Here is a 26,274-nt window from a genome sequence, read left to right on the forward strand (position 1 = left end):
GGTGCGGGTCATCCCGGGGATCATCGCGCCCTGTTCCGCCGCCGCCGCGCTCGGCATGTCGATCTCCAGGTGTAGTTCGTCGGGCACCTGGATGGTCGGCAGTTCCCCGGCCTTCTCGACCGTCTCGGCCGCGGCCGCCCTGATGCGCTCGCGCGCCACGGTCGGCGAGAGGCTGTCCGCGGCGAAGTAGCCGTGCGCGGCCTTCACCTCGACGGTCCGCGCGCCGGGCAGCCGGTCCCTGATGGTGGCGCAGATGACGTCGTCACCGGTGACGAGCCCGACCGGCACACCGACCGCGGCGGCCCGCAGCGCGTTGACCTCGGCCTCGGAGACGACGAGACCGTTGAGACGGACCTCGGTGAAGTACGAGGAGTAGGTGTGCGCGAGCACGCCCGGTTCACCGGCCGCCGCGTGGTAGCCGAGGAAGAGCGCCACGTCGTGTTCCTCGCTGATCCCCTCGGCCATGCAGTCGAGTTTGGGGGAGCCGAAGATGAGCCTGGCCCTGGGGTCGAGATCCTCGTGGATGAGGTTGTCCATGGTGCCGTGACTGTCGTTGACCAGGACGCTCTCCGCACCGGCGTCGAAGGCTCCCGCGATGGCGGCGTTGGCCTCGGCGGTCATCAGGCGCTGCGCGGCGGGGTAGCCGTACCCGCCTCTGACCACCTGGTCCATGGTCGCGATCCCGGCGACGCCCTCCATGTCGATGGACACATAGACCCTCATGTTCAGGACTCCTCACGCTCCACGGACGACACCGTCCAGCCTCACCGCGAACGCCTCCGAGGGATACGTTCCGCCCGCCAAGCCGTACGGCTCTCATTTGGAGATGACTCCGTTGCTCCTTCGCGTGATGGATGTTCCGGGTGGTCTTGACGTTCTCCCCAGCAGGTGAGATTACTGACAGCGATATTACTGTCGCTTTACGTGAGCATAGGGGGTGTGAAGCTCTGAACACCAACAAACCGCCGGTCCTGGGTACGGCGACGCCCGAAGAGCTGATCGAGGTGGGAGCCCCGAGACCGAGTCACGAGCTGCGAGTCCCCGCCGCCCTGGTCGCGACCGCCGAGCACGGCCTGACCTCAGGCGGCACGCCGCGCAAGCGGGTGCTGGTCATCGGCGGCGGGATGGCCGGCCTCGTCGCCGCCTACGAGCTGATGCGCCAGGGGCACGATCCCGTCGTCCTGGAGGCCCAGCAGCGGGTCGGCGGACGGGTCCTCACCCTGCGGGACTTCGCCCCCGGTCTGTACGCCGAGGCCGGAGCGATGCGCATCCCGCGCGTGCACGACCTCACCCTGGCCTACTGCGAGCGGTTCGGGCTCACCCTGCGGCCTTTCGTGATGGGAAATCCGAACACCCTCGCCTACATCCAGGGCGTCAGGACCACCGTCAGGGAGCTGAACGAGAACCCCGGCATCATCGACTTCGAGCTCGCCGAGCACGAGCGTGGCCGCACCTACGAAGACCTGTGGCGCACCGCCACCCAGGAGATCCACGACCTGTACGCCCAGGAGGGCGAGGCCGCGCTCGACCGCATCTGCGCCGAGTACGACCGCTACTCCATCCGCGGGTTCCTGCGCGAGCGCGGCTTCTCCGAGGGCGCCATCGAGCTGTACGGCGTCATGAGCTTCAGGGAGTCCAACCTGAACGCGGCGATCATCGAGCAGTTCCGCGAGATCATCGGCCGGGCGTTCGAGGACATGCAGGAGATCGAGGGCGGCACGGACCTGCTGCCGACGGCCTTCTACCGGGAGCTGAGGAACCACATCCGGTTCGGCCACGAGGTCACCGCCATCGAGCAGGACGACCACTCGGTCACCCTGCACGTCAGGACGGCCTCCGGCAGGACGACGCTCACCGGCGACTACGCCATCTGCACGATCCCGTTCTCGGTGCTGCGTGACGTGGAGGTCAGGCCCGCCTTCTCGCGCCGCAAGCAGCGCGCCATCCGCGAGCTGAACTACAACGCCTCCACCAAGATCCTCTTCCAGGTGCGGCGGCCGTTCTGGGAGCGGACGGACGGCATCGTCGGCGGCACCACGGTCACCGACCTGCCGATCCGCCGCATCTGCTACCCCTCGCACAACGCCCGCGACGAGGAGCGTTCGGTCCTGCTGGCCAGCTACACCTGGGGACAGGACGCCCTGAGGTGGGGCGCGATGTCGCCGCAGAAGCGGGTCGAGCAGGCGCTTGAGGACGTCGCCAAGATCCACCCCGAGATCCACGACCACATCGAGTTCGGCGTGACGCACGCCTGGTACGACGACCCCTACGCGGCGGGGGCCTTCGCCCTGTTCGAGCCGCACCAGCAGACGAGTCTGCACGACGCGATCATCGCCCCCGAGGGTCGCGTGCACTTCGCCGGTGAACACTGCTCGCTGTGGCACGCCTGGATCGAAGGAGCCCTGGAGTCCGGGCTCAAGGCGGCCCAGGCCATCCACGAGGCGTCCTGACCCCGGCGCCCGGCGTCTCTCCCCCGGCGCCGGGCGCCGTACCAAACGCCACGCCCGGCCTTTACCGCCGTACCAGACACCTCCCACGGCGCCAGACGTTCCTCACCAGGCCGAACCCCCACCGCCACGCCGTACCAAACACCTCGCCCCACGCCCGGCCTTCACCGCCTACCGAACCCCCACCGCCGCCTCGGGCGGTCAGCCGCCGAGTCGTTCGGCGTAGCGGCTCAGTCTGGCCTCCGCCTCCGTCAGGTCGGCCGCGGCCACCGCGCACGCGTCGAGGTGGGCCCGTACCGACTCGCGCAGCCACGGCGGTGCCGCACCGCCCTCCTCAAGCTCCGCCTCGATCCTGCGCAGGCGCTCGGCGCAGTCGGCGAGTCTTCGGACGTCGGAGCGCAGCAGTTCGACCCGCGCGGCGATCCGCTGCGGCGCATCCGGTTTGTCGGGGGAAGAAGGCATTCGTTCCTCCGGTTCTCCGGTCCCGGGGCGGTCGGGCCGCCTCCGGTTCTCCGGTTTCAGGGCGGTCAGACCGTCCGCACCGGGACGCACGCCTCCTGGAGCGTCCGCCTGGTGATCGTGGACAGGCACAGCAACGGACGGGCGCCGTCGAGCCCCAGCTCACGCAGCCGCCCCGTCAGCGGGTTGGCCGAGCGCCCGACGACCAGCCGTACCCGGGGGGCGAGATGCACCCGGCCGAGGCCCCGGGTCCGCACGCACGAGCGCAACGTCGCCCCCTCGTGACGCGCGTAGGCGACCATGTCGCGGTCGCTCGCGGGCACCCACGGGCCGAGGGAGCCGGTCAGGGTGAGGACCCGGTCGGTGAGCTCGCCCACCGTGACCCGCACCGCCCCGCCGGTCAGGTCGAACTCGACCGGCATGACGTACGGCTCGCCGCCCCACAGCCGGGGCGCGACCGCGCGGACGACGGCGGTGTCCACCACGGAACCGGCCAGGAAGCTGCCCGAACGCCGCCGGTCGGCGCCACGCGGCAGGTCGGGCCAGACCCGGATCGACCGCGAACGCCACGGGTCGGGCACCACGACCCCCAGATGGGCCTCGTGGTACTCGCCCAGGCTGGTCCGCCGGTTCCACGAGGCGTGCACCGCGACCAGGGCACGCCCCCCGACCCGTACGGCGGGCCCGAGCCCGGTGCTCACGAGCAGGGCGGCCGTGGCGGCCGGGTCCGCGGCGAAGTAGGCGGTCAGGGAGCCGCCGTCCTGGCATCTGACCGGCAGTTCGACCGACCCGTCCCGCGTCTCGGCCAGGTAGGTGGGCACGGTCAGGAACGGGAACCCCTCCGGGCGGGGAGCCCGGTCGAACAGCTGGTAGGCCTGCGACCGCACGACCCGCCCCCGGTAGGGGGCCAGTTCGGCGTCGATCCGCTCCCGCGCCTCGGGCAGGTCGTCGGCCAGGTTCGCGATGTAGTGCTCCATGCTGTGGCAGCGCGGGAAGAGGTGGGTCGGGTCGAAGTAGTCGACGACGTACCAGTCGGGGTGCAGGTCGAAGCACGTGCCCGCGCCCTGCCCGTCGAGGGTGGGGATGATGTCGTGCTGGTTGGTGACGCTGGCGACCCGGACACGTGGGTCGGCGGGCCGTTTGAAGTCGATGGGCGCGCCGACGGACACGACGTGGGTGACGGTGTGACGGGCGCAGAACGCGGCGTCCTGGACGAGGTTCATGACGGCCGCGCCGCCCGCGCTGTGCCCGATGAGCGCCAGTTCCTCACCGCGCGGCACGCCGTAGTCCTCCACCGCTCTGATCAGGGCCCGGCTGTAGGGACTGCTGTCGAGTACGGCGCTGCTGAAGGCGCCGAGCAGGTCCTGCGGCGAGTTGTCGTCCGGCAGTCCGACCCGCATGCCGGGCGCCTGGACGACGTGACGCGTCGTCCCCTCGTCGTCCTCGACGCTCTGGATGAGCACCCGGCCCGTCGTGCCGAGCAGGCCGATGTTGCGCAGGAAGCCGAGCAGCGAGCCCCGCTGGCTCAGCCGTACGGACTCGACGGTGGCCAGGTCGACGCGGCGGGCGGCTCCCTCGCCGGTGTCGAGGACCGCGACGGCCCTGTTGCCGAGGCCGGTGATCGGGTCGGCGGACGCGAAGCCCCGTCCCGTCGCGATCAGCCAGGCGGCCTCGTCGTTGAACGGGTTCTCGTCCAGCAGGGCCCGCAGGGCGAGCACCTCACCGAAGATCGGCGCGAGCGTGCTGAGCGTGCGCACCGCGCCGCGGTCCTTGAACAGGGCCCGCAGCGCGCGCACCGCCTCAAGGTCGCGGTCCGCCGCCGCGGCCTCGACGAGCCTGGTCAGCATGGGGTCGTCGCGCAGTTCGGGATGCTCGACGGCGGCGGCCGCGATGCGCAGCCGCAGTGAGGTGGCCAGGACGCGGACGGTGAGGCTCTCCGCGCCGCCCAGCACGCCGAGCCTGGCGGCCAGACTTCCGAGCGGCCCGCCCGTGAAGGCGTAGCCGAGCCCCTGAACGTTGGTGACGGCGCGCAGCAGCGCACGTTCCGCCCGGTAGGCGACGGCGGGCGCGCGGACCACGGCTCCGGGCGCGGCGCTCTCGGTGAGCGCGGTCGTGGCGTGCGTCGACACCTCGTGGATCGTGACGCCGATGTCCACGAGTTCGCAGGCCGCGGCCCGCAGCAGTGCGGCGTGGTCGCGGCTCCGCCCGCTCATCTCCCCACCTCACGGCCCATGCTGACGTAGCGGGGGCGTGGTTCCTCCGGGATGTTGCGGTTGAGCACGTCGGACAGCGTCCCGGTGGTCGCGATGATCCGCAGGCCGAGCGGGGAGAAGGTCGCGGCGTTGAACACCCTCGGCGCCAGCAGCGGATTGGTGAGCGCCTGGGAGAAGGCGTCGATGGCGATGATCTTCGTCAGCAACGGCGGCAGGATGGCCTCCGAGGAGGCGTGCTCCTCGGCGAACAACCCGACGTACAGGTCGACGTCGTCGACACCGCCGTACAGCTCGCGCAGCGCCTCGACGACCCGCCGGTCGCCGGTGATCTGCTCGAACCGCCGCACCCTGGGGAACCGGCAGTGTTCTCGGTAGGCGTTGTAGGGGGCCAGGCCGAGGGCGCGTGACTCGGCGACGCTGGCCACGTCCACCTCCCGCAGGCCGGGATCGGTGTTGAACAGGCCGATCCGGCCCGCGCGTTGCCGGGAGGCGTCCTCGAAGAGCCTGCCGATCCCGGGGCCGGGGATCAGCTCGGCGCCGAACAGGGTCCGCGCCAGCGGGAGGTCGGCGTCACCGACCGAGAGCCGGGAGGGGATGAGCCCGTGCCAGCGGTAGACGAGGTTGAACTCGACCGAGGCCCAGTTCTCCCGCTGCCAGGGCGCGTGGGCCAGTCGTGCCGACAGCCGGGAGTCGAGGATGAAGCGGAAGTGGTAGGGCGTGATGTGGTTGACGTACTCCTCGACGACCAGCTTGATGAGCAGCACGATGAGGATGTTCCTGGTCGTCTGGAACAGCCGTTCGTCGTCCCAGCGCGGGTTCTGCTCGGCCAGCAGGGCGGCCACCCTGTTGTGCTCGCGCAGGAACAGCACCGTGAGCATCGTGAACCCGACCTGGATGTTGCCCCGGTCGCTGCCGACGGCGAACAGGGTGTCACGCCGTGCGGCGTCGACCTCCGCGAGGCGGACCACCTTCAGCGGGGCGAACTCCGGCTTGATCTCGCCGCCCTCGCACAGGTACGGCGGGAACTCCCCGTCCTCGATGATCTGGCTCTTCAGCCGCCCGCCCTCGAAGGACCGTAACACCGCGGTCGCCTCCGGGGTCAGGCCGTAGAGCTGGTTGAGGTCGATGTGGTGGTTGGAGGTGTTCCTGCGCGGGTCACGCGGCACGTTGCTGTCGCCGCGCAGGAAGCCGTCGGTGAACCACTGGGCGAAGTAGGCGAACAGCACGGTCGAACGGGGGCAGGGGATCATGGCGTCGCCCCGGGCGAACAGGTCGGCGGCCCGCTCGGGGGACGGCCTGCGGCTGTCGTCGGCCGTGACCGGCGGCAGGTGCCTGCCGCTGTAGGTGCGGTCGGTCAGCGAGGTCCACGAGGTGTAGTCGGCCATGGCGCTGAGCGGCTCTGGCCGGGGCGGCATCTCGCGGATCGCGTGGTCGATCAGCGTGGCGTTGAGGCGACGTTGCACGCGAGGCACGGCCTGGGCCGCCTCCCACAGGGCGCGCCCCCTGGTCAGGGCGAGGAAGCGTAACCGGTTCGAGGCCCCGTCGGTGGCGATGCCACGTGCTCTCATCCGGCGTCTCCCAGGGCCAGCACGAACCTGTCCGGGAAGATGCCGTGCGCGCGGACGATCTCCCCCTCCGGCCCCGGCAGCCGCCGCACCCCCGGCCGCAGCAGCAGCCGCCGTACGGCCTCGCAGATGATCACCTTCGCGGGGGTCACGCCGAGGCAGGCGTGGTGGCCGTGACCGAAGAACAGCCGGTGGTGGGCGGGCCGGTCGGTACGGAACTCCTCCGGCGCCTCGACCACGTCGGCGTCGAACATCGCCGAGGCGGGCGCGGCCAGCACGAACGTCCCCGCCGGGATCACCGTACGGCGCGGCGTGCCCGCGGCCAGGACGTGGTCGCGCACGCACACCCGGGCCAGCAGCTTGAAGAACGGGTTGAACCGCAGCGCCTCCCAGACGTAGGAGTCGAACCGCGCCGGGTCCGGCTCCGCCGCCGCCTCGACCGCCTGGCCGTACACCTCGGGGCGCAGCATGAGCTGCTCGACCGCCTCGACCATGGCGCCGGGGCCGCTCTCGACGAACCCCAGGGGCAGCCCGGCCATGTTGATCACGACCCGCTCGTCGTCGAACCCGGTGCCCGGGGGCAGCACGGTGCCGACGAGCCTGGTGAAGACGTCGTCGGGCAGGTCGAGCCCGGCCCGCAGCGCGGCCCTGCGCTCGGCGAGCCTGCCGTGCAGGTGGGCGGTCAGCTCGGAGCCCGCGGCGACGGCCGCCGCCTGGATCTCCGGGTCGCCCTGGAAGTTGGCAAAACCGTCCACGATGACGGCCCTCGTCCAGCGTGACAGGGTCGCCGGGTCGGGGCCGGGCAGGCCGAAGTACTCGGCGCAGACCCCGAGAGCGACGTGCCGGAACAGCTCGTGGACCGCCTCGACCCGGCCTTGGGACCAGGCGGCGTCCAGCGCCTCGTCGGCCAGCCGCCCTGCCGTGTCGCGCACCCGGGCCGCGTCTGCCTGGGGGAGCATGACCCGCATCAGCCCCTTGTCACGCCAGTTCATCGGGGTGGCGTCCCTGGAGAGCATGAAGGGCGCGCCGAGCGCGGCCTCAAGGCGCGGCCCGAAGGAGCGCACCGTGAAGACCTCCTCGTTGGAGAGCACCTCCACGACGTCGGCGTATCTCGTCACCACCGTGAAGGCCGGGGTGACGAGGACCGGCCTGTGCTCGCGCAGCTCCGCGAGGAAGTCACGCCAGTCGGCGCGCAACCACCGCAGGACGAGGGCGAGCGCGGACACCGGATCGTCGGCCAGGGTCTCGTCGTATCTCCTCAGGTGGTCACCGGTGGTCGTCTGGTCGACAGCGCCCATGTCCTGGCCCCTTCTCCCCCGGTCTCCCCGGATTTCTCCGGGGCTTTCCGGAGTCTCTCCGGACCCCTGGAAAGCCGGAGCGAACACGGGTCGTCACATCGGGTGGCCACAACAATTTAGGAGGGTCGCGAGGGATTCACCGATGACTACTCTATGGAGTGTTTTGCTGCCTCTAAGTGATTATCATGTCACTTTCGGGCGACTGCCACGGCGCCGGAATACGGACGTTCAATAAGCCCCATCCGACCGCAGGGAGAAAACGTGGCCCCGTCGCCCGACTCACGCCCCGACCAGCGGACGGCGGAGACGGTCACGGTCCCCACCGGCCGCAGGGCCGCCTACCTCGTCGTCCTCGTGGTGCTTCCCGCGGTGCTCCTGGCGCTGGCCGTACCGGCCGCGTGGGGGTGGGGGGTCGGGCCGCGCGACCTGGTCATCGCGGTCGTGATGTACTTCGTCAACATCTTCGGCATCGCCATCGGCTACCACCGGCTGTTCACCCACCGCTCCTTCCGGTGCCGCAGGCCGCTGCGGATCGCGCTGATGCTGGCCGGCGGCCTGGCCGTCGAGGGGCCGGTCACGCTGTGGGCCGCCGAGCACCGCCGTCACCACAAGTACGCCGACCGCGAGGGCGACCCGCACTCCCCGTGGCGGTACGGCGAGAGCGGCCTGGCGTTGCTGCGCGGCATGGCCCACGCCCACGTCGGCTGGTTCTACACCGCGCGCCGCCGGTCGAGCCGGTCGCACTGGGTACCCGACCTGCTGGCCGACCCCGACGTCCGGCGTTTCGACGCCGCCTACCCGGCCGTCGTGGCGTTGTCGTTCGTGTTGCCCACGGTCGTCGGAGGGCTGTGGTCGATGTCATGGCAGGGGGCGTTGAGCGCGCTGTTCTGGGGCGGCCTGGTCCGCTACGCCGTGGTGCACCACGTCACGTGGTCGGTGAACTCCGTCTCCCACACCTTCGGGGACCGTCCGTTCGCGACCAGGGACCGCTCGTCGAACGTCCGCTGGGTGGCGATGCTGACCCTCGGCGAGGGCTGGCACAACTGGCACCACGCCGAACCCACCTGTGCCAGGCACGGGGTCCTCAGGGGACAACTCGACCCGAGCGCCCGCCTGATCCGCTGGTTCGAACTGGCCAACTGGGCCGACGACGTCCACTGGCCCAACCCCCACCGCCTCACCGCCCACCGCCTCCCCCACCGGTCAGACGGTTAGGTCCCGGACGGTGGTTATCATGGGGGTGTGTACTCTTCCTCATGTCTGAGCTGGTGGCGCTCCTCGTAGGAGCGGCACCTCTCGCGCATGACCGGGCCGTTCGGATGAACGGCCCTTTCGTGTTCCTGGACCAGGGCTCGTGTCGTCCCGACGGCTCGACCGACCCACCAGGAGACCTCATGAGCACCGTCCAGACCACGACCCCTTCCACCGCAACGCCGGAAGCGCCAGAAACGCCGGAAGCACCTGGAACGCCCGACGCGCCCGACACCCTCGGCATGTCCGCCGCGCAGGCCCGCAGCGCCGTACTGGAGGAGTTGATCCTCAAGGACCCCGGGCGGTTCCGGGTGCTGACGGGTGACCGTCCGACCGGGCGGCTGCACCTCGGGCACTACTTCGGCACGCTGCACAACCGGGTGCGGCTGCAGAACCTCGGGGTGGAGATGTTCGTGATCATCCCCGACTACCAGGTCCTGACCGACCGTGACGTGGCGGACAACCTGACCGAGTACGTCGAGGAACTGGTGCTGGACTATCTCGCCATCGGCATCGACCCGGCGCGCAGCACGATCTTCACCCACAGCGCCGTCCCCGCGCTCAACCAGCTGATGCTGCCCTTCCTGAGCCTCGTCTCCGTCTCCGAGCTCAACCGCAACCCCACGGTCAAGGACGAGATCGCCCACTCGCGCCAGTCGTCCGTCAACGGCCTGATGTTCACCTATCCCGTCCACCAGGCCGCCGACATCCTCTCCTGCAAGGCCAACCTGGTCCCGGTCGGCCAGGACCAGCTTCCCCACCTGGAGCTCACCCGGACCGTCGCCCGCCGTTTCAACGACCGGTACGGCGACGGCACCGCGGTGTTCCCCCAGCCCGAGGCGCTGCTGTCGAACGCCCCGCTCCTGCTGGGGACGGACGGCACCAAGATGAGCAAGAGCCGGGGCAACGCCATCGCCCTGTCCGCCGACGCCGACGCGACCGCCCGCCTGATCAGGGGGGCCAAGACCGACGCCGAGCGGCACATCACCTACGACCCGGTCGCCCGCCCCGAGGTGTCCTCCCTCGTCCTGCTGGCGGCCCTGTGCCTGGACCACTCTCCGCTGCGGGTGGCCGAGGAGATCGGTTCCGCGGGGGCCGCCGCGCTGAAGAGGACCGTGACCGAGGCGGTCAACGAGTATCTGGCGCCGATCAGGGCCCGCCGGGCCGAGTACGCCCGGGACCGCGCCCACCTCCGCAAGGTGCTGCGCGAGGGCAACGAGCGGACCAGGGCCGTGGCCGACGCCACCCTCGCCGAGGTACGCGCCGCCATGAACAGCCACTACTGACTGCCCCGCCCTGACGGGACACCGGGATCGGTGTCCCGTCAGCCGCCCGCCTCAGCCGGCGCGGCCTCGGACCGGGGCAGGAGGACTGCGGGCTCCCGGAACCACACCTCCTGGCGGCCGTCCGCGGTGACCGTCAGCCCGAACTCCTCGTGCCGCGGCCGTCCCTGCTCCGTCCACCACCGGTGGGCGGCCTCGACCTCGTCCCACAGGTCGCGCGGCCCGCCCTGGAAGACCCGCGACTCCAGGGAGTACTCCTCGTCGAAGAACACCGCGGCCCAGGACGGGCCGTCCAGGCCGTACAGCCACATGGTCCGGTTGCCGGACCGGGTGCGGCCGTGGGCGTGGACGCACCCGGGCACCAGCAGGCCGGCCACGAAGTCGAAGACCGCGTAGCCGGAGTCGTCCATGACCTCGTCCACCGGCAGGTCGGTGAACGACCGGCGGGTGTCCCCCGGCCACTCGTCGCCGGGGACGTAGTCGGCCCGGGTGACCCGGCGGTCACGCTGGGACCGCAGATGCATGAACCGCGCGGCGCTGGAGAAACGCCCTCCCGCGCTGCCGTCGTCGTTGACGACCAGCCGCACCAGCGGGTTCTGCCCGGTGTAGTGGGTGCCCCACGGCATCACCAGCACCCCGCCCGGCCTGGTCTGCTCGATCCACGCGTGCGGAACCTCACGCACCCCGGCCGTCACGAGAACCCGGTCGTACGGCGCGTGCTCCGGGCTGCCGAGCAGGCCGTCCCCGACGACGATCTCGGGGTGCCAGCCCGCGGCGGCCAGTGACCTGCGCGCGGTGTCGGCCACCTCCTCGTCGATCTCGACCGACACCACGTTCCTCTCGCCCAGCCGGGCCGACAGCAGGGCGGCGCACCAGCCGGTGCCGGTGCCGATCTCCAGGACCTTCGCGCCCTCGAACACCAGGAGTTCGGCGAACATGGAGAACACCGCGGTCGGCATCGAACTGGAGCTGGTGGCCAGCACGCCGTGACGAAGACCGAGGTGGGTGCCGTCGTCCCACTGGGTGACGATGGGCACGTCGGCGTTGGCCCAGTGCCACCACCCGTCGGGGTCGTGGATCCTGGAGACGGCCGTGTGCCCCTCCTCGGTCGAGGGCCACATCACCTCGGGCAGGAAGAGATGCCGGGGAACCACCTCGAAGGCGGCCCCCCAGTCGGGGGTCAGCACGCCCGACTTCCGCAACATGTCACGCAGTGCTCGCCGGTCCTGGTGCGAGGTCGTCATTTCTTCCGGCCCCGATGAGCGTCACCGTCCAGCCGTGAAGGCATCGCCCCGAGAATGCGAGGCTCACACCTTTCCTTACGGTCTTCCATTTGCTCCTCTTCCCGTGTCCCGCCCCCGAAACAGAGCACTCGCACCCAGCGTAGGGACAGGTCACGACGGTGACACATGGATTCCCAGGAAAGGTTTACGTCGCTTTTCTTCCCGCCGTTTCGGGGCCCTGGACACAGGAAGTCCATTGAGGATGGAATTTACCTTGTTTTCCACGGCAACCCGGAAATCATGGTGGCTTATGGTTCTTTTTGGTGCCGTTCCTCGACCTCTCGGGTGGGTGTCGGCGCGGCTTCCCGCCTGCCGGATCTCGCCGGGTTCGCACCGAGTACGGCAGGACGGCCGCCCCCGTTGACCGCCCTGCCGTACGGCTGCCCTGTGCCTCTAGCGCGTGGGGCCGTGGTCCTCGCGCCAGAGCTCCGCGCCGTCCCTGTCGTAGCCGACGAGTTCGAAGCCCTCGGCGTAGATGTCGTCGGTGCGCCGTTGCGTTCCGGCGAACATCCGGAAGTCGCCGGCCTGCCACGGTTCCGGCCTGGTGTCGGCGGTCACCGTCGTACCGTCCCGGAGGACCAGCGCGACGCGGGCGGTCCCGGCGCCGGTGATGCCGAACCAGCGGTCCTCGTGCTCCCGCAGTTCCGCCTTCATGGGCCTGCCGCCCATGTCGGTCAGCGGCCCTCCCGGCGAGAGGGTGTTCATGGCGACGGCCCGTCCCCCCAGCTTCCAGATCAGTGACCTGTCGGGCGTCTCGTAGAGGCCCACGACGAGGCCGCCGGGCATCTCCACGGTCGAGCCGACCGGCTTCGCGTCGGTCTCGGGGAACACCGGGGGCTGCCGCTCGATCCTTTTGACCGTCCTGCCCAAGCCGTCCAGGAACTCGAACGCGGTAACCGGTTCGTCCGCGGAAACGGTCACGGTCCAGATGGCCTGGGGGGCGCCCTGCGGCGTCCGCAGCGTGCCGGTGGCCCGCCCGCCTCCCTCGCGTACGGCCACGACCCGGGCGATCCCGGCCTGGGCGGTGCCGTAATGCAGGACCTTTCCCGTGACGGGGGGCGGGAACGACTCCGTGGAGCCCTGGTCCGTCGCCTCCGCGCCGTCGATCACCGGCCCCTCGCCGCAGAACTCCGTTCCCCCTCCGGTCCTGGAGGTGTACTTCCGGCAGAAGACGGTGGCACCGTTCCTCGCCCTGGCGTACCAGAGCGAGAGGGGACGGCCCTCCGAGGGGTTGTCGATCGTCAGGCGCTTCCCGACGGGGTCCGGGTTCCTGAGCGGGTCCTCGAAGGCCGTGGGGGTCGCGGTGACGACGGCGGCGATGCCGCCTCCCCCGGTGTCGCGGGTGACCGTCACCGCGACCGGCACGGCGACCGCGACGACGCAGACGCCCGCCACCAGCGCGTGCCTGCGCGTACGGCGGCGCCGCGACCGGAGCACCACCTCGGCGGAGAACCTCGCCGGGGCCTGCGGCGCACGCGTGGCGGCGGTTCCGAGCGCCGAGCGCAGACGGGGTTCCAACCTGTCGGTCATGCGGGGCTCCCGTTGATCGCTGAGGGGCTGGGCAGGACGGAACGGAGCCTGGCCAGGCCGAGTGAGGCGTGGCTGCGTACCGTCCCCCGGGAGACGCCGAGCACGTCGGCTATCTCCGTGTCGGACAGGTCCTCGTAGTAACGCAGCACCAGTACGGCCCGCTGCTTGCGCGGCAGGGTGGCGAGCGCCTGCCACAGCCCCTCGTCGCTGTCGGACGGCGGGCTGTCGAAACGCGCCGTCTCGGGCAGCGCCCAGCCCGGCGCCTCACGCCTGCGCACCCGCCAGATGCTGACGTGCAGCCTGGCCATGATCATCTTGACGTACGGCTCGGGGGCCTGTTTCCGTCGTACCCGTGGCCAGGCCTGGTGCAGCCGGATCAACGCCTCCTGCGTGAGGTCGGCGGCGCCGTGCGGATTGCCGCTGAGCAGATAGCCGTAGCGCAGCAGGGCATCAGCGCGTTCCGCCACGAACTCCTCGAAGCGGGAATCGTCTTCCACCGGCCCCTGCCTTTCCTCGTCCCGTCACGGGATAGACGGCCGAGGAGGCCGAACTGTTGAATCAGCCCTTCCGGTCGCGGGCCTGCCAAGCCCGCTGGGAACGGGTGATGTGCCCGAGGGCGGCCTTGAAGATCCGGTAGTCGTCGTCTCCCAGCTCCTGGCGGTGCCGCCGTTCGATCCGGGCCAGGATGGCGCGGGCCTTGTCGATCTCGTCCAGACCGGTCTCGGTGGGGACGACGAGCTTCGCGCGCCGATCGGCCGGGTCGGCCTCCCTGCGCACGTAGCCGAGCCGCTCCAGCTCGTCGACGATGACCCCGACGATCTGCTTGTGCTGCCCGGACCGCTGCGCGAGCTCGGTCGCCCGCACACCTGAGGCGGGCAGCACCGCCAGCACCGTGCCGTGTCGTGGCCGCACCTGGGGGTGGCCCTGCTCGGCGAGCCGGGCGAACAGCTCCTCTTGCAGCGCCCGGCCCAGCTGCCCGACCAACATCCCCAAGTCCGGCTCCTCGGCGGTGGCGTCCATCTCGACTCCCCAATTATTCACGATCATTGACTATCACTGATCATTACTATACCTTGAGATCAGTTGATCCCCAACCTCCGGCACAGACGAAGGAGTCCCACCATGAGCACCACCGGCTTCGACTACACCATCACCCGGACCCTCGACGCCCCGGCCGACAGGGTGTGGGCCGCCTGGACCGTCGCCGACGAATACGCCGTGTGGGCCAGTGCCGAGGAAGTCGTCCTGGACGTCCGTCCCGGTGGCGCCTGGAGCTCGGTCATGGTCATCCCCGGCGGCGCCCGCGTCCCGCTGACGGGCGGCTACGTCGAGGTCGTGGAGAACAAGCGCCTGGTGATGGGCATGAACGTGCCCGGCCGCGACGAGCCCGTCCTGATGACTCTCGACCTGACCGCCGACGGCGAGCGCACCCAGATCAGCCTCTCCCAGACCTTCGACACCGCGGAGGACCGCGACCAGGCCGAGCAGGGCAGCAACTTCCTGCTCGACAGCCTGACCACCCATCTCGCCGCGGCCTGACCACGACGCACGGGAACCCACCGCCGAAAGGCGATCGGGCCGGTGGGTTCCCGCCCGGCTCCAAGACCGTCAAAGTACGAGGCGCCAAGCGGATCGTGGTCACGCACCGGCCCGCTCGCGCCGCAGTACGCGCACGCCGGCGACCGCGAGCGGCAGGAACATCAGGGTGAAGACCGTGCCCGCCACATATGTCAGGTGGATCGGGATGAACATCATTCCGACGAAGGCCGCGACGTAGACCACGGTGAGCCACCATCCGGCCACGCCCGCTCGGGCGAGCCCCACGCTGAGGGCCAGCAGGCCGAGGAAGGCGAAGATCTCCGTGCCGCTCCACAGCGGCATGAACGCGGCCTTGTCCACGGCGTCGGACAGGCGCACCGCGGCGTCCATCTCAAGCTGCCGGCCCAGGATCATGCGCCACCAGTCGTCCCGCACGGCGCCGGACACGTTCAGCATGCTCACCGCGGCGGCCGGCGCCCCGGCCACCGTGAGCAGACGGCCCCTGCGCCCGCGTACCAGCCCGGGCACGGCCAGCGCGCCCAGCGCGCCCACGAGCAGCCCGTAGTGCAGCAGGATCGCCGACAGCTCGGTCAGGAAGAAGTCGCGGGCCAGCGCGGTGACGTAGTCGGCGGTCGAGTCGGAACTCTGCGGCGGGCAGGTCATCATCCCGGCGAACACCAGCACGGGCCCGGCGACCAGCGCGACGCCACCGGCCGGCCGCAGGAACCGGGCCGCGGGCTCCGCGACGCGGGCCTCGGGCTCCGGGGACGGGGTGAGGGGGGTCATCTCTTACCTCCTGGTGCTTTTCTTGGCGGGCCTCACCCTCTCGCCGGGACGGGGACCGGCGGATCAGCCATCGCGCACCGTGACGGGTCCCCTTCGTGGCGGACCCGCCCGCGGCCGGGTCCGCTGTTCGGCGGACGCCCCGAGCTGCCGGGGTCCGTCGTTTGGCGGAGTCGGCGGGCGGTGAGCGTGATTACGATCGGTGGTCATGACGATGAGCCGGCTGAGGAACGTACGCCTCATCCCGATGGTGTTCGGACCTCTGGTCGCCGCACTGGCCGTGGCGGAGGTCCGGCTGGACGACTTCTTCGACGCGACCTCCACGGCCGTCTGGGTCTCGGGCGTGGTGATGGGCGTCGGCCTGGTACCGGCGGCCTGGTGGCCGCTGGCGGGCACGGTCGTCGCAGCCGCCTGCCTGCCGGTGGGCATGGTGGTGTTCGGCGCGCCCGGGGTCAGCGGCGCGACGATGCTCGGGTTGCTCGGGGCGGTCGCCTGGGCGGGCTGGCGCGAGCCACGGTGGCGTTCGGTCGTGGCGCTGTGCGTCGCGGGTGCGTCCTTCGCCGGTACCGCCGCCGTCACGGCTTCACCGTGGGAGCTGCTGTTCGTCCCCTTGATCCTGCTGCCGGGCTGGTCCATGGGGCTGCTGGCGCGGCGCAACGGCGAGCGGGCCGTCAAGCTGGCCGAGCTCGCGGCCGCCCTCGACGCCCAGAGCGAGGTCGTCGCCAAGGCCGCCGTCGTGCAGGAGCGTACGCACATCGCCCGGGAGGTGCACGACGCGGTCGCGCACTCGGTCAGCGTGATGACCCTGCAACTCGGCGCGCTGCGCAGACTGCTCGCCGACCGCCCTGCCGAGCAGGAGGTCGTGGCCGGGCTGGAGCGTCTCGGGCGGCAGACCGTCGAGGAGATGCGCGGCCTGGTGGGCATCCTGCGCGAACGCGTCGACGGCGAGCCGCTCGCCCTCATGCCGTCGCTGGCCCGGCTCGACGAGTTGATCGCCGACGTACGCGCCGCGGGGCTGGCCGTCACCCTCGACGCCCCCTCCGACCTGCCCCGGTTGCCGCCGGTGCTGGACGTCACCGCGTACCGGGTGCTCCAGGAGGCGTTGACCAACGTGTTGCAGCACGCGGGCGGAGCGCCTGCTTCGGTCGCCATCGGTTACACCGGCCGGGCGCTCACCATGGAAGTGCACAACTCCCCCGCTCCCGTCCCTTCGGGGAGCGGGACGCGGGCCAGGACAGCGAAGGCCCGCGACAGCCTCGCTCCCGCCACCCCGCCCAACGGGCGGCGGATCGGCCACGGCCTGGTCGGCATGCGGGAACGGCTGGCGATGGTACAGGGCAGTCTGCACACCGGCCCGGAGCCGGACGGCGGCTTCGCCGTACGTGCCCGGTTCCCTCTCCCCCGAGTCTGACAAGGACGGCACGATGCCGATCACCGTGGCCCTCGTCGACGACGAGGCGATGATCCGTACCGGCCTGCGGCTGGTGCTCGGCGGCGAGCCCGACATCGAGGTCGTCGGCGAGGCGTCCGACGGGGCCGAGGCCCTCGAACTCGTCGCGCGCACCCGTCCGGACGTCGTGCTCATCGACGTGCGCATGCCGCGCATGAACGGGCTGGAGGCGTCCCACCGGCTCGTCCGCGACCACCCGGACAGCAAGGTCATCGTGCTGACGACCTTCGACGAGGACGAGTACGTCACCGCGGCGCTGCGTGCCGGGGTGAGCGGTTTCCTGCTGAAGGTCGCGCCGCCCGAACAACTGGTCACCGCGCTGAGGACGGTCGCGGCCGGCGACGGGCTGCTCGATCCGGCCGTCACGCTGCGGGTGATCGCCGCGTTCGCCGACTGGCCCGCCTCCGCGAGGGGCACGGATCGGCCGAGCGAGCTCGACACGCTCACCGGCCGCGAGACGGACGTGCTGAAGCTGCTCGCGCGAGGGCTGACCAACATCCAGATCGCCGGCCGGCTCCACCTGGGCGAGGCCACCGTCAAGACCCACCTGTCCCGGATCCTGATGAAGCTCGGCCTGACCACGCGTGTGCAGGCGGCGGTCTACGCCTACGAGAGCGGACTGGTTCGCCCCGGCGAACAGCGCGACTGACGCAGGCCACCCACGCGGACCCGAGAGTGGTGCGGACGCGTACGGCGGCTCGCCACCCGGCTGCCGGGCTCCTCGTCACCGTGTCCTGGACCGCGGTGGCTCCAGAACCGCCTTGATCGATCGTTTGGGACGAGGCTCGCGTCCATGAGGGGGCATAACCCCGGGGCTCGGGGCGAGGACGGCCGGGCGGGGTGGCCGGGCCTGGTGGAGTGGTCTGGTTTTGGGCGTGGCAGTGGAGGCGTTCCAGCTTCTCTGAAATTGAATTCGAATGGATTCAAACGACTCCCGGTCCGGATAAAAATCTATTTTCGATCGCGATCTTGGCCGTTTCGTACACCATGGTGTATATCTATGTACTGCCATTCTTCACCTGCATCCCCTTTACCCCTCCCGTGACATGTCGAGCACGTCACGGGCCTTCCACCAGGAGAGCGACATGAAGAAAGCAGTCGATCCGACCATCGCGAGCACACCGGCCGCCACGCCGTCCGCGATATGCGGAGCGTTTTCAGAAAAGCATGAAAATCGCGCCGGCAACCTCAGAAACAATGGCGGAGAAGGCTCTATCGCCACACGGTCCCGCAACGGAGCCGAGCAACCCGTCGTCGGAGTCCGTGGAAACATCGGGAAAGCGAGCGCTCCCGGCGCACGGAGAATCTCCCGGTCGGGGAACCGCTTCGTCAGGAGGCCCATCGGCACCCAGTGGACCCTCGCCTAGGACGACCGCCGGGTAGAAGGCCTGGTAAGCCGGTCACCGTACCCCATGGGACGGCGGTGACCGGCGTCGGTGTGAGGGGGGGTAATGCGCGCGTGAGAGTGGGCAAACGGTATGGCCGCGAACGTGAGTGTTCGAGGGCCGCCGGAACACTCGGCGCGGCCGGGCGGACGCGGGACCCGTGAGGCGGTGAGGGTTGACGCGACCGCTGTGACCAGCGTGAACGGCGTATCCCGCCGGACGGGAGCCGGTCGGGCGCCGTCGGCCGTGCGCCGCACGGGACAGGCGATCGTGACGATGCGCGAACCATACAACGGGGATATGCAAAAGCGATGGCTCCTCATACCCCCGGGGCCCAGGGCAGTGTGGGGACGCTCGCTCTCCCCTCTCCCGAGGAGTCACATGAAACCAGACCGCGTGCCCTCCGCCGTCGCGACATTCGCGATGGTCTCCGTGGGCGTCATCCTGTACGGCGTGGCCGCTGCCCTGGCCGCTCCCGTCGGGGGTTCACGCCCGGCGCGCATCACCAATCCGGGTGTCGTGTGGCCGTTATGGTCGGCCTCACGTAACTACACGGCCGGCGATCTGGTCACCTGCGACGGCTGCACCTACAAGTGCGTCCAGGCCCACTCGTCGGCGGACGGTGGTGATCCGTCGACCACCCCCGCTCTGTGGCGGCTCATCACCTGATGACGCCCCGCCCGACCTCAGCACGGGCGGCTCGTGGATGAGCGTCACAGCCATGGGGTGAAGGCGGACGACCGGGCTTCCCGACCCGGCCGCCGCCTCCACCCCTCCCGTCCGGGCGGCCAACGGACCGGCTCCGCTGGTTCGCCGAAGACGCTCACCGGGGTGCCCTCCCCGGTGAGCGTCCAGGTATGACCGCCGGGGCCACCAGGACGGCGGTGGAGTACAGGCTTGAGGCCGGCGGCCGCCGCCCGACCTGTTCGTGGTACATGACCCGGCGCACGTACGCCTCCGGGTTGGCTCGGATGCGCCGCCAGTGGGCGGCCGTCTTGGCCAGCGCCGTCTGCAGCAGGTCCTCGGCGGCGTGCCGGTCGTTGGTCAGGACGTAGGCGAGCCTGATCAGGCTGTCGGATCGGCCGGCGACGAACTCGGTGAAGTCGCGCTGATGGTCAGGGTGCAAGGGCTCTCCTCGTGTCTCGCACCCTTAGATGGAGGAGAGCTCACGGATCTATGGCGCGCGTCAGCCGGCACCGCCGATGCCCTGGAGGCGGAAGCCGGTAAGCGCCCCTGTGCGAACCGACCGTCAGGGCCACGTGGGAGGGGCGGCTCGCGCGAGCCGTCGTCCATGACGATACCGGCTCGATGGCCTGCCGTTCGGCGTCGGTGGCACCGCACACGCCCCGGAACACGCGGAGGCGGTGGCAACCAGGATGGCGGCCCCGCCCCTGGGCGCGGACGGGATCAGGACGTTCCATGCCCCCGGCTGTGGCCTGTTTCTCAGCGCCGCCTGCGAGGCGGTGCGGTACCGGTCGATGACGGCGGCTCCCGCATCGGATCGACCGTGCGTACCGCGGCCTGCCGGGCGCGCGTCCACGGGATCCGCACGGCCGGGGCCGTCGGCCGCTCACTCCTTGACCGGGTTCACGGGAGCCGACGAACTGGGACCCCGCGCTGGGTGCCCGAGCGACCGTGGGCCGTACATCGGCCTGTTCTTCGAGGCCCTGGACCTGCCCGGGTCCCGCTCTTCGCGGAGCGGGACCCGGACGTGGTCAGAAGATCCCCGGGCCGGGGGTCAGGATGTGGTCGGGGTCGTACTTCGCCTTGCGGCGCACGAGGTCCGCCCACCGGTCGCCGTACTGGGCGCGCCAGTCGGCCCTGGTGAAGTCCTGGGAGCCGATGGGGTAGCGGGTCCCGCCGATCGCCCGCGCCTTGGCGTGCAGACGGCGGTTGCGCTCCAGCATCTCGGCGGTGAAGGCCGCGTCGGGGCCGGGCGCGGGAGAGGAGGTGAGGATGTCGAACAGGTAGACGTACTCGCTGTCGCCCGGCGGAACCCGGAAGAACGGCCTGGTCAGCTTGGCCCGCCGCTGCGGGAACAGGAAGCCGATGCCGGTCGGGGGGCCGTAGTCGCGGGCGGTGAGCGACGGCATGACCTCCGAGACGTAGGCCTCGGCCGACTCCCCGGGAAGCATGACGTCGAACCACGGCTTGATCAGGTCGTCCCAGGCGCACTGTCGCTGCCACAGCTCGATGACCGGGTCGTAGCGCTTCACCCACCCCAGGTAGGTGCTGTTCTCGATCTCCGCGGAGGCCGGGGAGACACTCAGGTCACGCAGCAGGCGCTGGTCGTTGGGCGGGGTGTCGGCGTCGTGGAAGACGACCACGTTGAGCTGGCAGGTGATGTTCGTGCCGTCGGGTACGGACATCAGCAGGTAGGAGCCGTCGACCTCGTTCCTGTCCAGCAGGATGTGCAGGTCGTCCCAGGCCCTCGCCACCTCGGTGACCGGGTAGCGGATCATGTAGTTGCGCGCCAGCGAGCGGGAGGGCACCAGGTCGAGCGTGGCGCGGGTGATCACACCGCACTGGCCGAGACCGCCGAGCATCACCTCGAACAGGTCCCGCTCGCGGTCCATCGAGCACCGGTGCAGGCGGCCGTCGCCGGTGACGACCTCAAGCTCGCGGACGTGGTCGATCTGCACACCGAAGTTGTTCTGCGCGGGGACGCCGCCGACCGAGAGCGTTCCACCGACCGAGAGCCCGACGTAGGTGGTGAACAGCGGGGGCGTCAGACCGCGGGGCGCGGCGGCGTCGGCCGCCTCCCGCCACAGTGCGCCGGAGCCCACGGTGATGGAGTCGGGGCCGATCGAGTGGATGGCGGACAGCGACCGGTTCTCGATGATGAGACCGTCGGTGAGCCCCTGCCCGTGGGTCGAGTGCCCCTGGCCGCGGGTGGAGACCGGGATGCGGTGCTCGCGGCAGAAGCGGACCATTTTCTGGATGTCGCGGACGGACCCGGGCCGAAGCACCGCGCGGGGTAGGCGCTTCACGATCCTGCCGAGGTCACGGCCGTCGGCCTGACGGGTGGCGAGATCGGTGAGCAGGACGCCGTCCAGGTGAGGGATGCGCTGGAGTCCACCGGAGCCGGGACCGGTCGCCCACGCCCGCTCCACAGGATCGAAGCCGACAATGAGGGCGCTCGCACCGAGCGTGCCGAGGAATCGTCGTCGTGTAACCACGTTTGAGACGCTAGTGATCAAGCTATATGGGGACAACGCGCCTTTCGTGACATTGCGCATCGCGCGTCCGCGTGTACAACCGTTTTCCGGGGATCGGGACGCCTCGAAACCGGCCTCAACCCTCGGGGTTCGGGACCGGGACCGGCCTCAGGAGGCCTTGAGACCGTGCCGGTAGGCCCGGGGCGAGCAGCCGTACGTCTGCCTGAAGACCCTGCTGAAGTAGGAGGAGTCGGCGAACCCCCACTGCGCGCCCACCTCGCCGACGGCCCTGCCGCCGAGCCGGGGGTCGGACAGGTCCTTCCTGCAACGTTCCAGGCGGCGCTGCCTGATCCAGCGGGCGACCGAGACGCCCTGCCGGGCGAACAGCTTGTAGAGGTAGCTGGTGGAGATGTGGTGCGCCGAGGCCACCGACTCCGGTGACAGGCCCGGGTCGCCCAGGTTGGCGTCGATGTAGGCACGGATCCTGGGCATCAGGCCGTCACGGGGACCCTCGTTGGGACCGGCTTCGACGAAGCCGGCGGCGGTGTGCCGCACGGCGTCCTTCAACCGCTCGACGGTCGCGGAGTCCGCCGCCAGGTGTCCGGGCAGTCTGAGCACCAGTATCCCGGCGTCCTCGGCGGAGACGTACGTCACCGACATCGTCTCGCCCATCAGGAACCGACGCCCCTGTCCGTCTCGCCGATGTGTCCGCCGGTCGTCACCCCACGAGTCACACGGACCTCCTCAACACTGGGATTTCTCCCACATTAAGGAGGTGTTCACCTGCGGGAACAGGCACTAGGTACGGCCAGGCTGGTACTTTTCCCGGATTTCCTTACGGAAGTCCCCCGGCGTCACCCCGGCCTCCCGCTTGAAGAACCGGCCGAAGTAGGAGGCGTCGTCGAAGGCGAGCGCGCGGGCGATCTGCGCGACCGACAGGTCGCTCTGCACCAGCAGCCGCTTGGCCTCAAGCGTGAGCGCGTCCCTGATCACCTCACCCGGACTGCGTCCCGTCGCCTCCTTGACCGTCTCCGCCAGGTGCCCCGAGGTGACGCCGAGCCGTTCCGCGTAGGCCCGGACGGAACGGACGTCGATCACGTGCTTGGCGACCAGCCGGGTGAAGGCCCGCGCCAGTATCGAGGAGCGCGTGACGACCCCTCCGCCGTTGCCCGCCTCAAGCAGACGTCCGCTGGTGACCAGCAGGATCTGCAGGTACGACTGGAGCATCGAGGCGAACCCGGCGCCCCGCCCCCGGTACTCCTCGCGCATCAGCCCCAGCAACCGCGCCATGCCCTCCGCCTCCACGCCGGAAAGGCGCAGTTCGGCACGTTCGCTGAGGCCGTGGAAGAAGGGCGGCTCCTCCTGCCACAGCAGGAACTCCTCGGTGAACAGCACCAGCGTGCCCTGCATGGGCACCTCGTACGTCCAGTGGTGGACCTGGCCCGGCGCGATGAAGTACATCGTGTCGGGCCGGATCGGGGACGACCTGAAGTCGACGGTGTGGGTGCCGCTTCCCGCGCTCACGTAGAGGATCTCGTAGAACACGTGACGGTGCGGGAAGGCGGCCCGCGACCACGACCCCATCTCGTCGAAGGTACCGACGGCGAAGGGCGAGAGCCCCATCGGTACCGGCACCTCGATCTCATGCATCGGCAACATCCGGCTCACCCCCTCTGCGTGTGGAACCCGGCCCTAGGACGTGGCGAGGTTGATTCCGGGCTCGTCGATGGGCTTGAGGCCGTACCCGTCGAGGATCCTGTCGAGCGTGCCGTCCGCCTTGAGCTCCTTCAGCGCGGCCAGCAGGGCGTCGGCGAAGGCCTTGTCCTTCTTCGCGACGAACATGCCGACGTAGGTCGGCGCGAAGCCCTCGGCCACGATCGCCACCGGCGAGCCCTGGCTGATGGCGTACTTGGCGGTCTCGGCGACCAGCACCTCCACGTCCACCCGGCCCGAGCGCAGCGCCAGGTCGGCGTCCTGGGCCGTGGGGAACTCGACCGCCTCCGCGGCGGGCCTGCCACCGTCGGCGCACTTCTTCGAGGCGTCCTTGACCACCTGCACGTCGGTCGTGCCGCGGATCGCGGCGACCTTCTTGCCGCAGACGTCGTCGAGTGACTTGATCGTCGCCGCCTTGTCCTTGCTGGTCACCAGGACCTGCGAGGACTGCATGTAGTCGACGAAGTAGCCGATCTGCTGGCGTTCGAGCGTGTCGGAGATGCCGTCGTCGGCCATGTCGTACCGCCCGCCCGCGACGCCCGGCAGCAGCGCCTCCCAGGCCACGTTCTGGATCTTGTACTCCAGGCCGAGCTTGGCGGCGACCGCCTTGCCGACCTCCGGGGTGATGCCCCCGGTGATGTTGTTGGCCGAGTCGGTCAGCAGGTAGGGCAGGTTCGGCAGGGTCGTGCCGACGTTGATGACCCCCGCCTGCTTGATCCGGTCGGGCACCAGCGCCGCCGCGCCGGACGCCGCCGGGGCCTCCGAGGCTCCCGGGGCGGGCGCGGCCGAGGACGGGGACGCCTCCGGCGTCGAGGTGCCGCACCCGGCGAGTACGGCCACGGCCGCGATCAGGACACAACCACGGGTGATGACTGACATGTCACTCCTTGCTCTGCGAACTCATGCCGGGCTGTACTTCGCAGCCCGTGGGGGGGGTGGCTCGGGGACCTTGCTTCGGGCGCCTCGGGACCCGGGGCTCGGGGCTCGGCGTCGAGGGCTTCGAGGTGTCGCCGGCCCTTACAGGACGCGGGCCAGGAACGACGCCGTCCGCTCCGACGAGGGCGAACGCAGTACCTGCTGTGCCGGGCCCTGCTCCTCGACGACACCTCCGTGGAGGAACACCACGGTGTCCCCCACCTCCTGCGCGAACCCCACCTCGTGCGTGACGACGAGCATGGTCATGCCCTGACCGGCCAGGTCGCGCATGACGCCGAGGACCTCGCCGACCAGTTCGGGGTCGAGCGCGCTCGTCGGCTCGTCGAACAGCAGCACCGACGGGTCCATGGCCAGCGCGCGGGCGATCGCCACCCGCTGCTGCTGGCCGCCGGACAGCTGCGCCGGACGCTTGTCCGCGTGCGCCGCCAGCCCGACCCGTCCCAGCAGGTCACGTGCCCGCCTCGCGACCTCGTTGCGGTCGCGCCGCAGGACCGTCACCGGCCCGAGCATGACGTTCTCCAGCGCCGTGAGGTGCGCGAACAGGTTGAACTGCTGGAAGACCATGCCCATCTTGCGGCGCGTCATGGCCAGCCGCTTCGGCGACGACTCGACCAGCCTGCCGTCCTTCGGCTCGTAGCCGACCACTTCCCCGTCCACGGCGACCAGCCCGGCGTCCACGGTCTCCAGGTGGGCGATGCAGCGCAGCAACGTGCTCTTGCCGCCGCCCGACGGGCCGAGGAAGCAGACCACCTCGCCGGGGGCCACGTCCAGGTCGATGCCCCGCAGAACCGGGGTCGCGCCGTACGACTTGCGCAGACCCCTGACACTCACCGCGCCCTTCACCGCAGCCCCCGCTCAAGGTAGTGCTGGCCGATCGAGGCCAGGCTGACCAGCGCCAGGTACCACAGGGAGGCGACCAGAAGCAGGGCGATGACCTGGTAGTTCTGGCCGTAGATCTGCTGGGCGCGGGTCAGCAGGTCACCACCGCCGATGACCGAGACCATCGAGGTGCCCTTCAGGATGAGGATGAACTGGTTGCCGAGCGCGGGCAGGATCACCCGTACGGCCTGCGGCACCACGATCCGCCGCGACGCCTGTGCCGGGGTCATGCCGATCATGAGCGCGGCGTCCACCTGGCCACGCGGGACGGCCAGGAACCCGCCTCGGATGATCTCCGCCATGTACGCGGCCTCGTGCAGGGCCAGGCCGAACAGCGCCGCGACGAACGGGGTGATCAGCGTGTTGGCCTCGCCGTACCAGCCGAGTGAGGTGCCGGGAATCCCGATGCCGATCCTGGGGAACAGCAGCGCGAGGTTGAACCAGAAGACCAGCTGGACCAGCAGCGGCGTCCCACGGAAGAACCAGACGTACGCCGCGTAGGCCGCGCTGAGCACCGGGTTGTCGGACTGCCGCATCAGGGCCAGCAGCATCCCGAGGACCAGGCCGAACAACAGGGTCGAGACGGTGAGCAGCAGCGTCACCCCGACCCCGCTGAGGATCGGTTCCGCGAACAGATAGGATCCGATCACCGCCCAGTCAAGGTTCGGGCTGGTGACGACCGTCCAGCAAAGCCAGGCGGTCAGCGCGAGCAGTACCGCGCCGAGCCCCCATCGTGACCCCAGGCGCCGCCGCCGTGCGACGGGCATCTTCGAGAGTTCGTCGAGCACGCGACGACCGTAGAACCGCCCCCGACGCCAAAGCTTGACGCTGACTGCACTCTTGTGGGATCTCCCGATACAGATGCCATGTTCGGCTTGATCATCCCTGCCGGGGTCACCTGTGGCCGTACCCGGCGGACCGTGGACCGCGCGAGGTGGCGTTCCTCGCGCGTTCGCCGAGAGCGTTCAGATCTGGGTGGGGTTGGCCCTGGTTATCACCTCTTCTGCGGTCAGGTAGAACTGGCCCGTCGTCAGCCGGGAGACGTCGGTGACCGCGCCGCCCTTCGACCTGGCCATCTCCTTGGCCGCCTCGATCTGGGCCG

At 70.4% G+C, this 26,274-nt stretch carries 24 protein-coding genes; 7 read left to right on the plus strand and 17 right to left on the minus strand.

Annotated features, from left to right (window positions below; translation table 11 throughout):
• Positions 1-723 (minus strand): M55 family metallopeptidase (locus ACFOYY_RS38470; RefSeq protein WP_386196181.1); only part of this gene is annotated, 723 nt, incomplete at its 3' end.
• Between the two features lie 281 nt (positions 724-1,004).
• On the opposite strand from ACFOYY_RS38470, the gene ACFOYY_RS38475 reads away from it, so the two are divergent.
• A complete protein-coding gene (locus ACFOYY_RS38475; protein WP_386196183.1) occupies positions 1,005-2,450 on the plus strand; it encodes a flavin monoamine oxidase family protein in 1,446 nt (481 codons plus the stop codon).
• Positions 2,451-2,648: 198 nt separating this feature from the next.
• On the opposite strand, the gene ACFOYY_RS38480 is transcribed toward ACFOYY_RS38475, so the two are convergent.
• The 4 genes from ACFOYY_RS38480 to ACFOYY_RS38495 form a co-directional block, all read right to left on the minus strand.
• A complete protein-coding gene (locus ACFOYY_RS38480) occupies positions 2,649-2,909 on the minus strand; it encodes a hypothetical protein (RefSeq protein ID WP_352014471.1) in 261 nt (86 codons plus the stop codon).
• A 65-nt stretch (positions 2,910-2,974) separates the two neighbouring features.
• On the minus strand, positions 2,975-5,119 hold the full coding sequence (locus tag ACFOYY_RS38485; RefSeq protein ID WP_386196185.1) for a hypothetical protein: 2,145 nt from the start codon (positions 5,117-5,119) through the stop codon (positions 2,975-2,977).
• Complete coding sequence (locus tag ACFOYY_RS38490; protein WP_386196187.1) at positions 5,116-6,687, minus strand: peroxidase family protein; 1,572 nt, start codon at positions 6,685-6,687, stop codon at positions 5,116-5,118. Before ACFOYY_RS38490 ends, ACFOYY_RS38485 begins: the two co-directional genes overlap by 4 nt.
• A complete protein-coding gene (locus tag ACFOYY_RS38495) occupies positions 6,684-7,982 on the minus strand; it encodes a cytochrome P450 (protein ID WP_386196189.1) in 1,299 nt (432 codons plus the stop codon). The genes ACFOYY_RS38490 and ACFOYY_RS38495 overlap by 4 nt, the downstream gene beginning before the upstream one ends.
• A gap of 261 nt (positions 7,983-8,243) precedes the next feature.
• On the opposite strand from ACFOYY_RS38495, the gene ACFOYY_RS38500 reads away from it, so the two are divergent.
• The gene (locus ACFOYY_RS38500; protein WP_386196191.1) at positions 8,244-9,197 is read left to right on the plus strand and encodes an acyl-CoA desaturase; all 954 of its coding nucleotides are present in this window, start codon (positions 8,244-8,246) and stop codon (positions 9,195-9,197) included.
• A 179-nt stretch (positions 9,198-9,376) separates the two neighbouring features.
• Positions 9,377-10,519, plus strand: coding sequence for a tryptophan--tRNA ligase (trpS, locus tag ACFOYY_RS38505; RefSeq protein WP_449343630.1), 1,143 nt, complete (start codon positions 9,377-9,379; stop codon positions 10,517-10,519).
• A gap of 38 nt (positions 10,520-10,557) precedes the next feature.
• Here trpS and ACFOYY_RS38510 read toward each other — a convergent pair whose 3' ends face one another.
• The 4 genes from ACFOYY_RS38510 to ACFOYY_RS38525 form a co-directional block, all read right to left on the minus strand.
• Entirely contained in the window at positions 10,558-11,760 is a 1,203-nt protein-coding gene (locus ACFOYY_RS38510; RefSeq protein WP_386196193.1) for a methyltransferase domain-containing protein, read from the minus strand.
• A gap of 432 nt (positions 11,761-12,192) precedes the next feature.
• The gene (locus ACFOYY_RS38515; RefSeq protein WP_386196195.1) at positions 12,193-13,329 is read right to left on the minus strand and encodes a hypothetical protein; all 1,137 of its coding nucleotides are present in this window, start codon (positions 13,327-13,329) and stop codon (positions 12,193-12,195) included.
• The gene (locus tag ACFOYY_RS38520) at positions 13,326-13,826 is read right to left on the minus strand and encodes a SigE family RNA polymerase sigma factor (RefSeq protein ID WP_386196196.1); all 501 of its coding nucleotides are present in this window, start codon (positions 13,824-13,826) and stop codon (positions 13,326-13,328) included. Before ACFOYY_RS38520 ends, ACFOYY_RS38515 begins: the two co-directional genes overlap by 4 nt.
• Positions 13,827-13,887: 61 nt before the next feature.
• Entirely contained in the window at positions 13,888-14,349 is a 462-nt protein-coding gene (locus tag ACFOYY_RS38525; protein WP_386196198.1) for a MarR family winged helix-turn-helix transcriptional regulator, read from the minus strand.
• Between the two features lie 102 nt (positions 14,350-14,451).
• On the opposite strand from ACFOYY_RS38525, the gene ACFOYY_RS38530 reads away from it, so the two are divergent.
• A complete protein-coding gene (locus tag ACFOYY_RS38530; RefSeq protein WP_386196200.1) occupies positions 14,452-14,868 on the plus strand; it encodes an SRPBCC family protein in 417 nt (138 codons plus the stop codon).
• A gap of 99 nt (positions 14,869-14,967) precedes the next feature.
• Here ACFOYY_RS38530 and ACFOYY_RS38535 read toward each other — a convergent pair whose 3' ends face one another.
• Positions 14,968-15,654 carry a hypothetical protein gene (locus tag ACFOYY_RS38535; protein ID WP_386196202.1) on the minus strand — a complete coding sequence of 229 codons (687 nt, stop codon included), beginning with the start codon at positions 15,652-15,654 and terminating at the stop codon, positions 14,968-14,970.
• A gap of 205 nt (positions 15,655-15,859) precedes the next feature.
• Here ACFOYY_RS38535 and ACFOYY_RS38540 point away from each other — a divergent pair, with 205 nt between their 5' ends.
• The 3 genes from ACFOYY_RS38540 to ACFOYY_RS38550 all read left to right on the plus strand — a co-directional run bounded on the left by ACFOYY_RS38540 (position 15,860) and on the right by ACFOYY_RS38550 (position 19,155).
• Complete coding sequence (locus ACFOYY_RS38540) at positions 15,860-17,062, plus strand: sensor histidine kinase (RefSeq protein WP_352014482.1); 1,203 nt, start codon at positions 15,860-15,862, stop codon at positions 17,060-17,062.
• A 13-nt stretch (positions 17,063-17,075) separates the two neighbouring features.
• Entirely contained in the window at positions 17,076-17,750 is a 675-nt protein-coding gene (locus ACFOYY_RS38545) for a response regulator transcription factor (RefSeq protein WP_352014483.1), read from the plus strand.
• 1,117 nt (positions 17,751-18,867) lie between these two features.
• Positions 18,868-19,155, plus strand: coding sequence for a carbohydrate-binding protein (locus tag ACFOYY_RS38550; protein ID WP_352014484.1), 288 nt, complete (start codon positions 18,868-18,870; stop codon positions 19,153-19,155).
• Between the two features lie 154 nt (positions 19,156-19,309).
• Here the strand turns inward: ACFOYY_RS38550 and ACFOYY_RS38555 are convergent, their stop codons facing one another.
• The 7 genes from ACFOYY_RS38555 to ACFOYY_RS38585 form a co-directional block, all read right to left on the minus strand.
• A complete protein-coding gene (locus tag ACFOYY_RS38555) occupies positions 19,310-19,612 on the minus strand; it encodes a sigma factor (protein WP_386196205.1) in 303 nt (100 codons plus the stop codon).
• A 589-nt stretch (positions 19,613-20,201) separates the two neighbouring features.
• A complete protein-coding gene (locus ACFOYY_RS38560) occupies positions 20,202-21,665 on the minus strand; it encodes an FAD-binding protein (RefSeq protein ID WP_362913488.1) in 1,464 nt (487 codons plus the stop codon).
• A 147-nt stretch (positions 21,666-21,812) separates the two neighbouring features.
• Positions 21,813-22,316 carry a helix-turn-helix domain-containing protein gene (locus tag ACFOYY_RS38565; protein ID WP_386196207.1) on the minus strand — a complete coding sequence of 168 codons (504 nt, stop codon included), beginning with the start codon at positions 22,314-22,316 and terminating at the stop codon, positions 21,813-21,815.
• 126 nt (positions 22,317-22,442) lie between these two features.
• Complete coding sequence (locus tag ACFOYY_RS38570; RefSeq protein ID WP_386196209.1) at positions 22,443-23,303, minus strand: helix-turn-helix domain-containing protein; 861 nt, start codon at positions 23,301-23,303, stop codon at positions 22,443-22,445.
• Positions 23,304-23,336: 33 nt separating this feature from the next.
• Positions 23,337-24,236: a transporter substrate-binding domain-containing protein gene (locus tag ACFOYY_RS38575; protein ID WP_362913484.1), complete on the minus strand. Its 900-nt coding sequence runs from the start codon at positions 24,234-24,236 to the stop codon at positions 23,337-23,339.
• Between the two features lie 138 nt (positions 24,237-24,374).
• Positions 24,375-25,124: an amino acid ABC transporter ATP-binding protein gene (locus ACFOYY_RS38580; protein WP_449343631.1), complete on the minus strand. Its 750-nt coding sequence runs from the start codon at positions 25,122-25,124 to the stop codon at positions 24,375-24,377.
• A gap of 8 nt (positions 25,125-25,132) precedes the next feature.
• Positions 25,133-25,960, minus strand: a complete 828-nt coding sequence (locus ACFOYY_RS38585) for an amino acid ABC transporter permease (protein ID WP_352014492.1) — start codon at positions 25,958-25,960, stop codon at positions 25,133-25,135.
• Between the last annotated feature and the right edge of the window lie 314 nt (positions 25,961-26,274).

The organism is Streptosporangium jomthongense (assembly GCF_042650425.1).
GTDB lineage: Bacteria > Actinomycetota > Actinomycetes > Streptosporangiales > Streptosporangiaceae > Streptosporangium.

Excerpts from the sequence above, each read along its gene's own strand:
- ACFOYY_RS38480 (WP_352014471.1), bottom strand. The coding sequence starts at position 2,909 with ATGCCTTCTTCCCCCGACAAACCGGATGCGCCGCAGCGGATCGCCGCG.
- ACFOYY_RS38485 (WP_386196185.1), bottom strand. The coding sequence starts at position 5,119 with ATGAGCGGGCGGAGCCGCGACCACGCCGCACTGCTGCGGGCCGCGGCC.
- ACFOYY_RS38490 (WP_386196187.1), bottom strand. The coding sequence starts at position 6,687 with ATGAGAGCACGTGGCATCGCCACCGACGGGGCCTCGAACCGGTTACGC.
- ACFOYY_RS38495 (WP_386196189.1), bottom strand. The coding sequence starts at position 7,982 with ATGGGCGCTGTCGACCAGACGACCACCGGTGACCACCTGAGGAGATAC.
- trpS (WP_449343630.1), top strand. The coding sequence starts at position 9,377 with ATGAGCACCGTCCAGACCACGACCCCTTCCACCGCAACGCCGGAAGCG.
- ACFOYY_RS38510 (WP_386196193.1), bottom strand. The coding sequence starts at position 11,760 with ATGACGACCTCGCACCAGGACCGGCGAGCACTGCGTGACATGTTGCGG.
- ACFOYY_RS38515 (WP_386196195.1), bottom strand. The coding sequence starts at position 13,329 with ATGACCGACAGGTTGGAACCCCGTCTGCGCTCGGCGCTCGGAACCGCC.
- ACFOYY_RS38525 (WP_386196198.1), bottom strand. The coding sequence starts at position 14,349 with ATGGACGCCACCGCCGAGGAGCCGGACTTGGGGATGTTGGTCGGGCAG.
- ACFOYY_RS38530 (WP_386196200.1), top strand. The coding sequence starts at position 14,452 with ATGAGCACCACCGGCTTCGACTACACCATCACCCGGACCCTCGACGCC.
- ACFOYY_RS38535 (WP_386196202.1), bottom strand. The coding sequence starts at position 15,654 with ATGACCCCCCTCACCCCGTCCCCGGAGCCCGAGGCCCGCGTCGCGGAG.
- ACFOYY_RS38540 (WP_352014482.1), top strand. The coding sequence starts at position 15,860 with ATGACGATGAGCCGGCTGAGGAACGTACGCCTCATCCCGATGGTGTTC.
- ACFOYY_RS38545 (WP_352014483.1), top strand. The coding sequence starts at position 17,076 with ATGCCGATCACCGTGGCCCTCGTCGACGACGAGGCGATGATCCGTACC.
- ACFOYY_RS38550 (WP_352014484.1), top strand. The coding sequence starts at position 18,868 with ATGAAACCAGACCGCGTGCCCTCCGCCGTCGCGACATTCGCGATGGTC.
- ACFOYY_RS38565 (WP_386196207.1), bottom strand. The coding sequence starts at position 22,316 with ATGGGCGAGACGATGTCGGTGACGTACGTCTCCGCCGAGGACGCCGGG.
- ACFOYY_RS38570 (WP_386196209.1), bottom strand. The coding sequence starts at position 23,303 with ATGTTGCCGATGCATGAGATCGAGGTGCCGGTACCGATGGGGCTCTCG.
- ACFOYY_RS38575 (WP_362913484.1), bottom strand. The coding sequence starts at position 24,236 with ATGTCAGTCATCACCCGTGGTTGTGTCCTGATCGCGGCCGTGGCCGTA.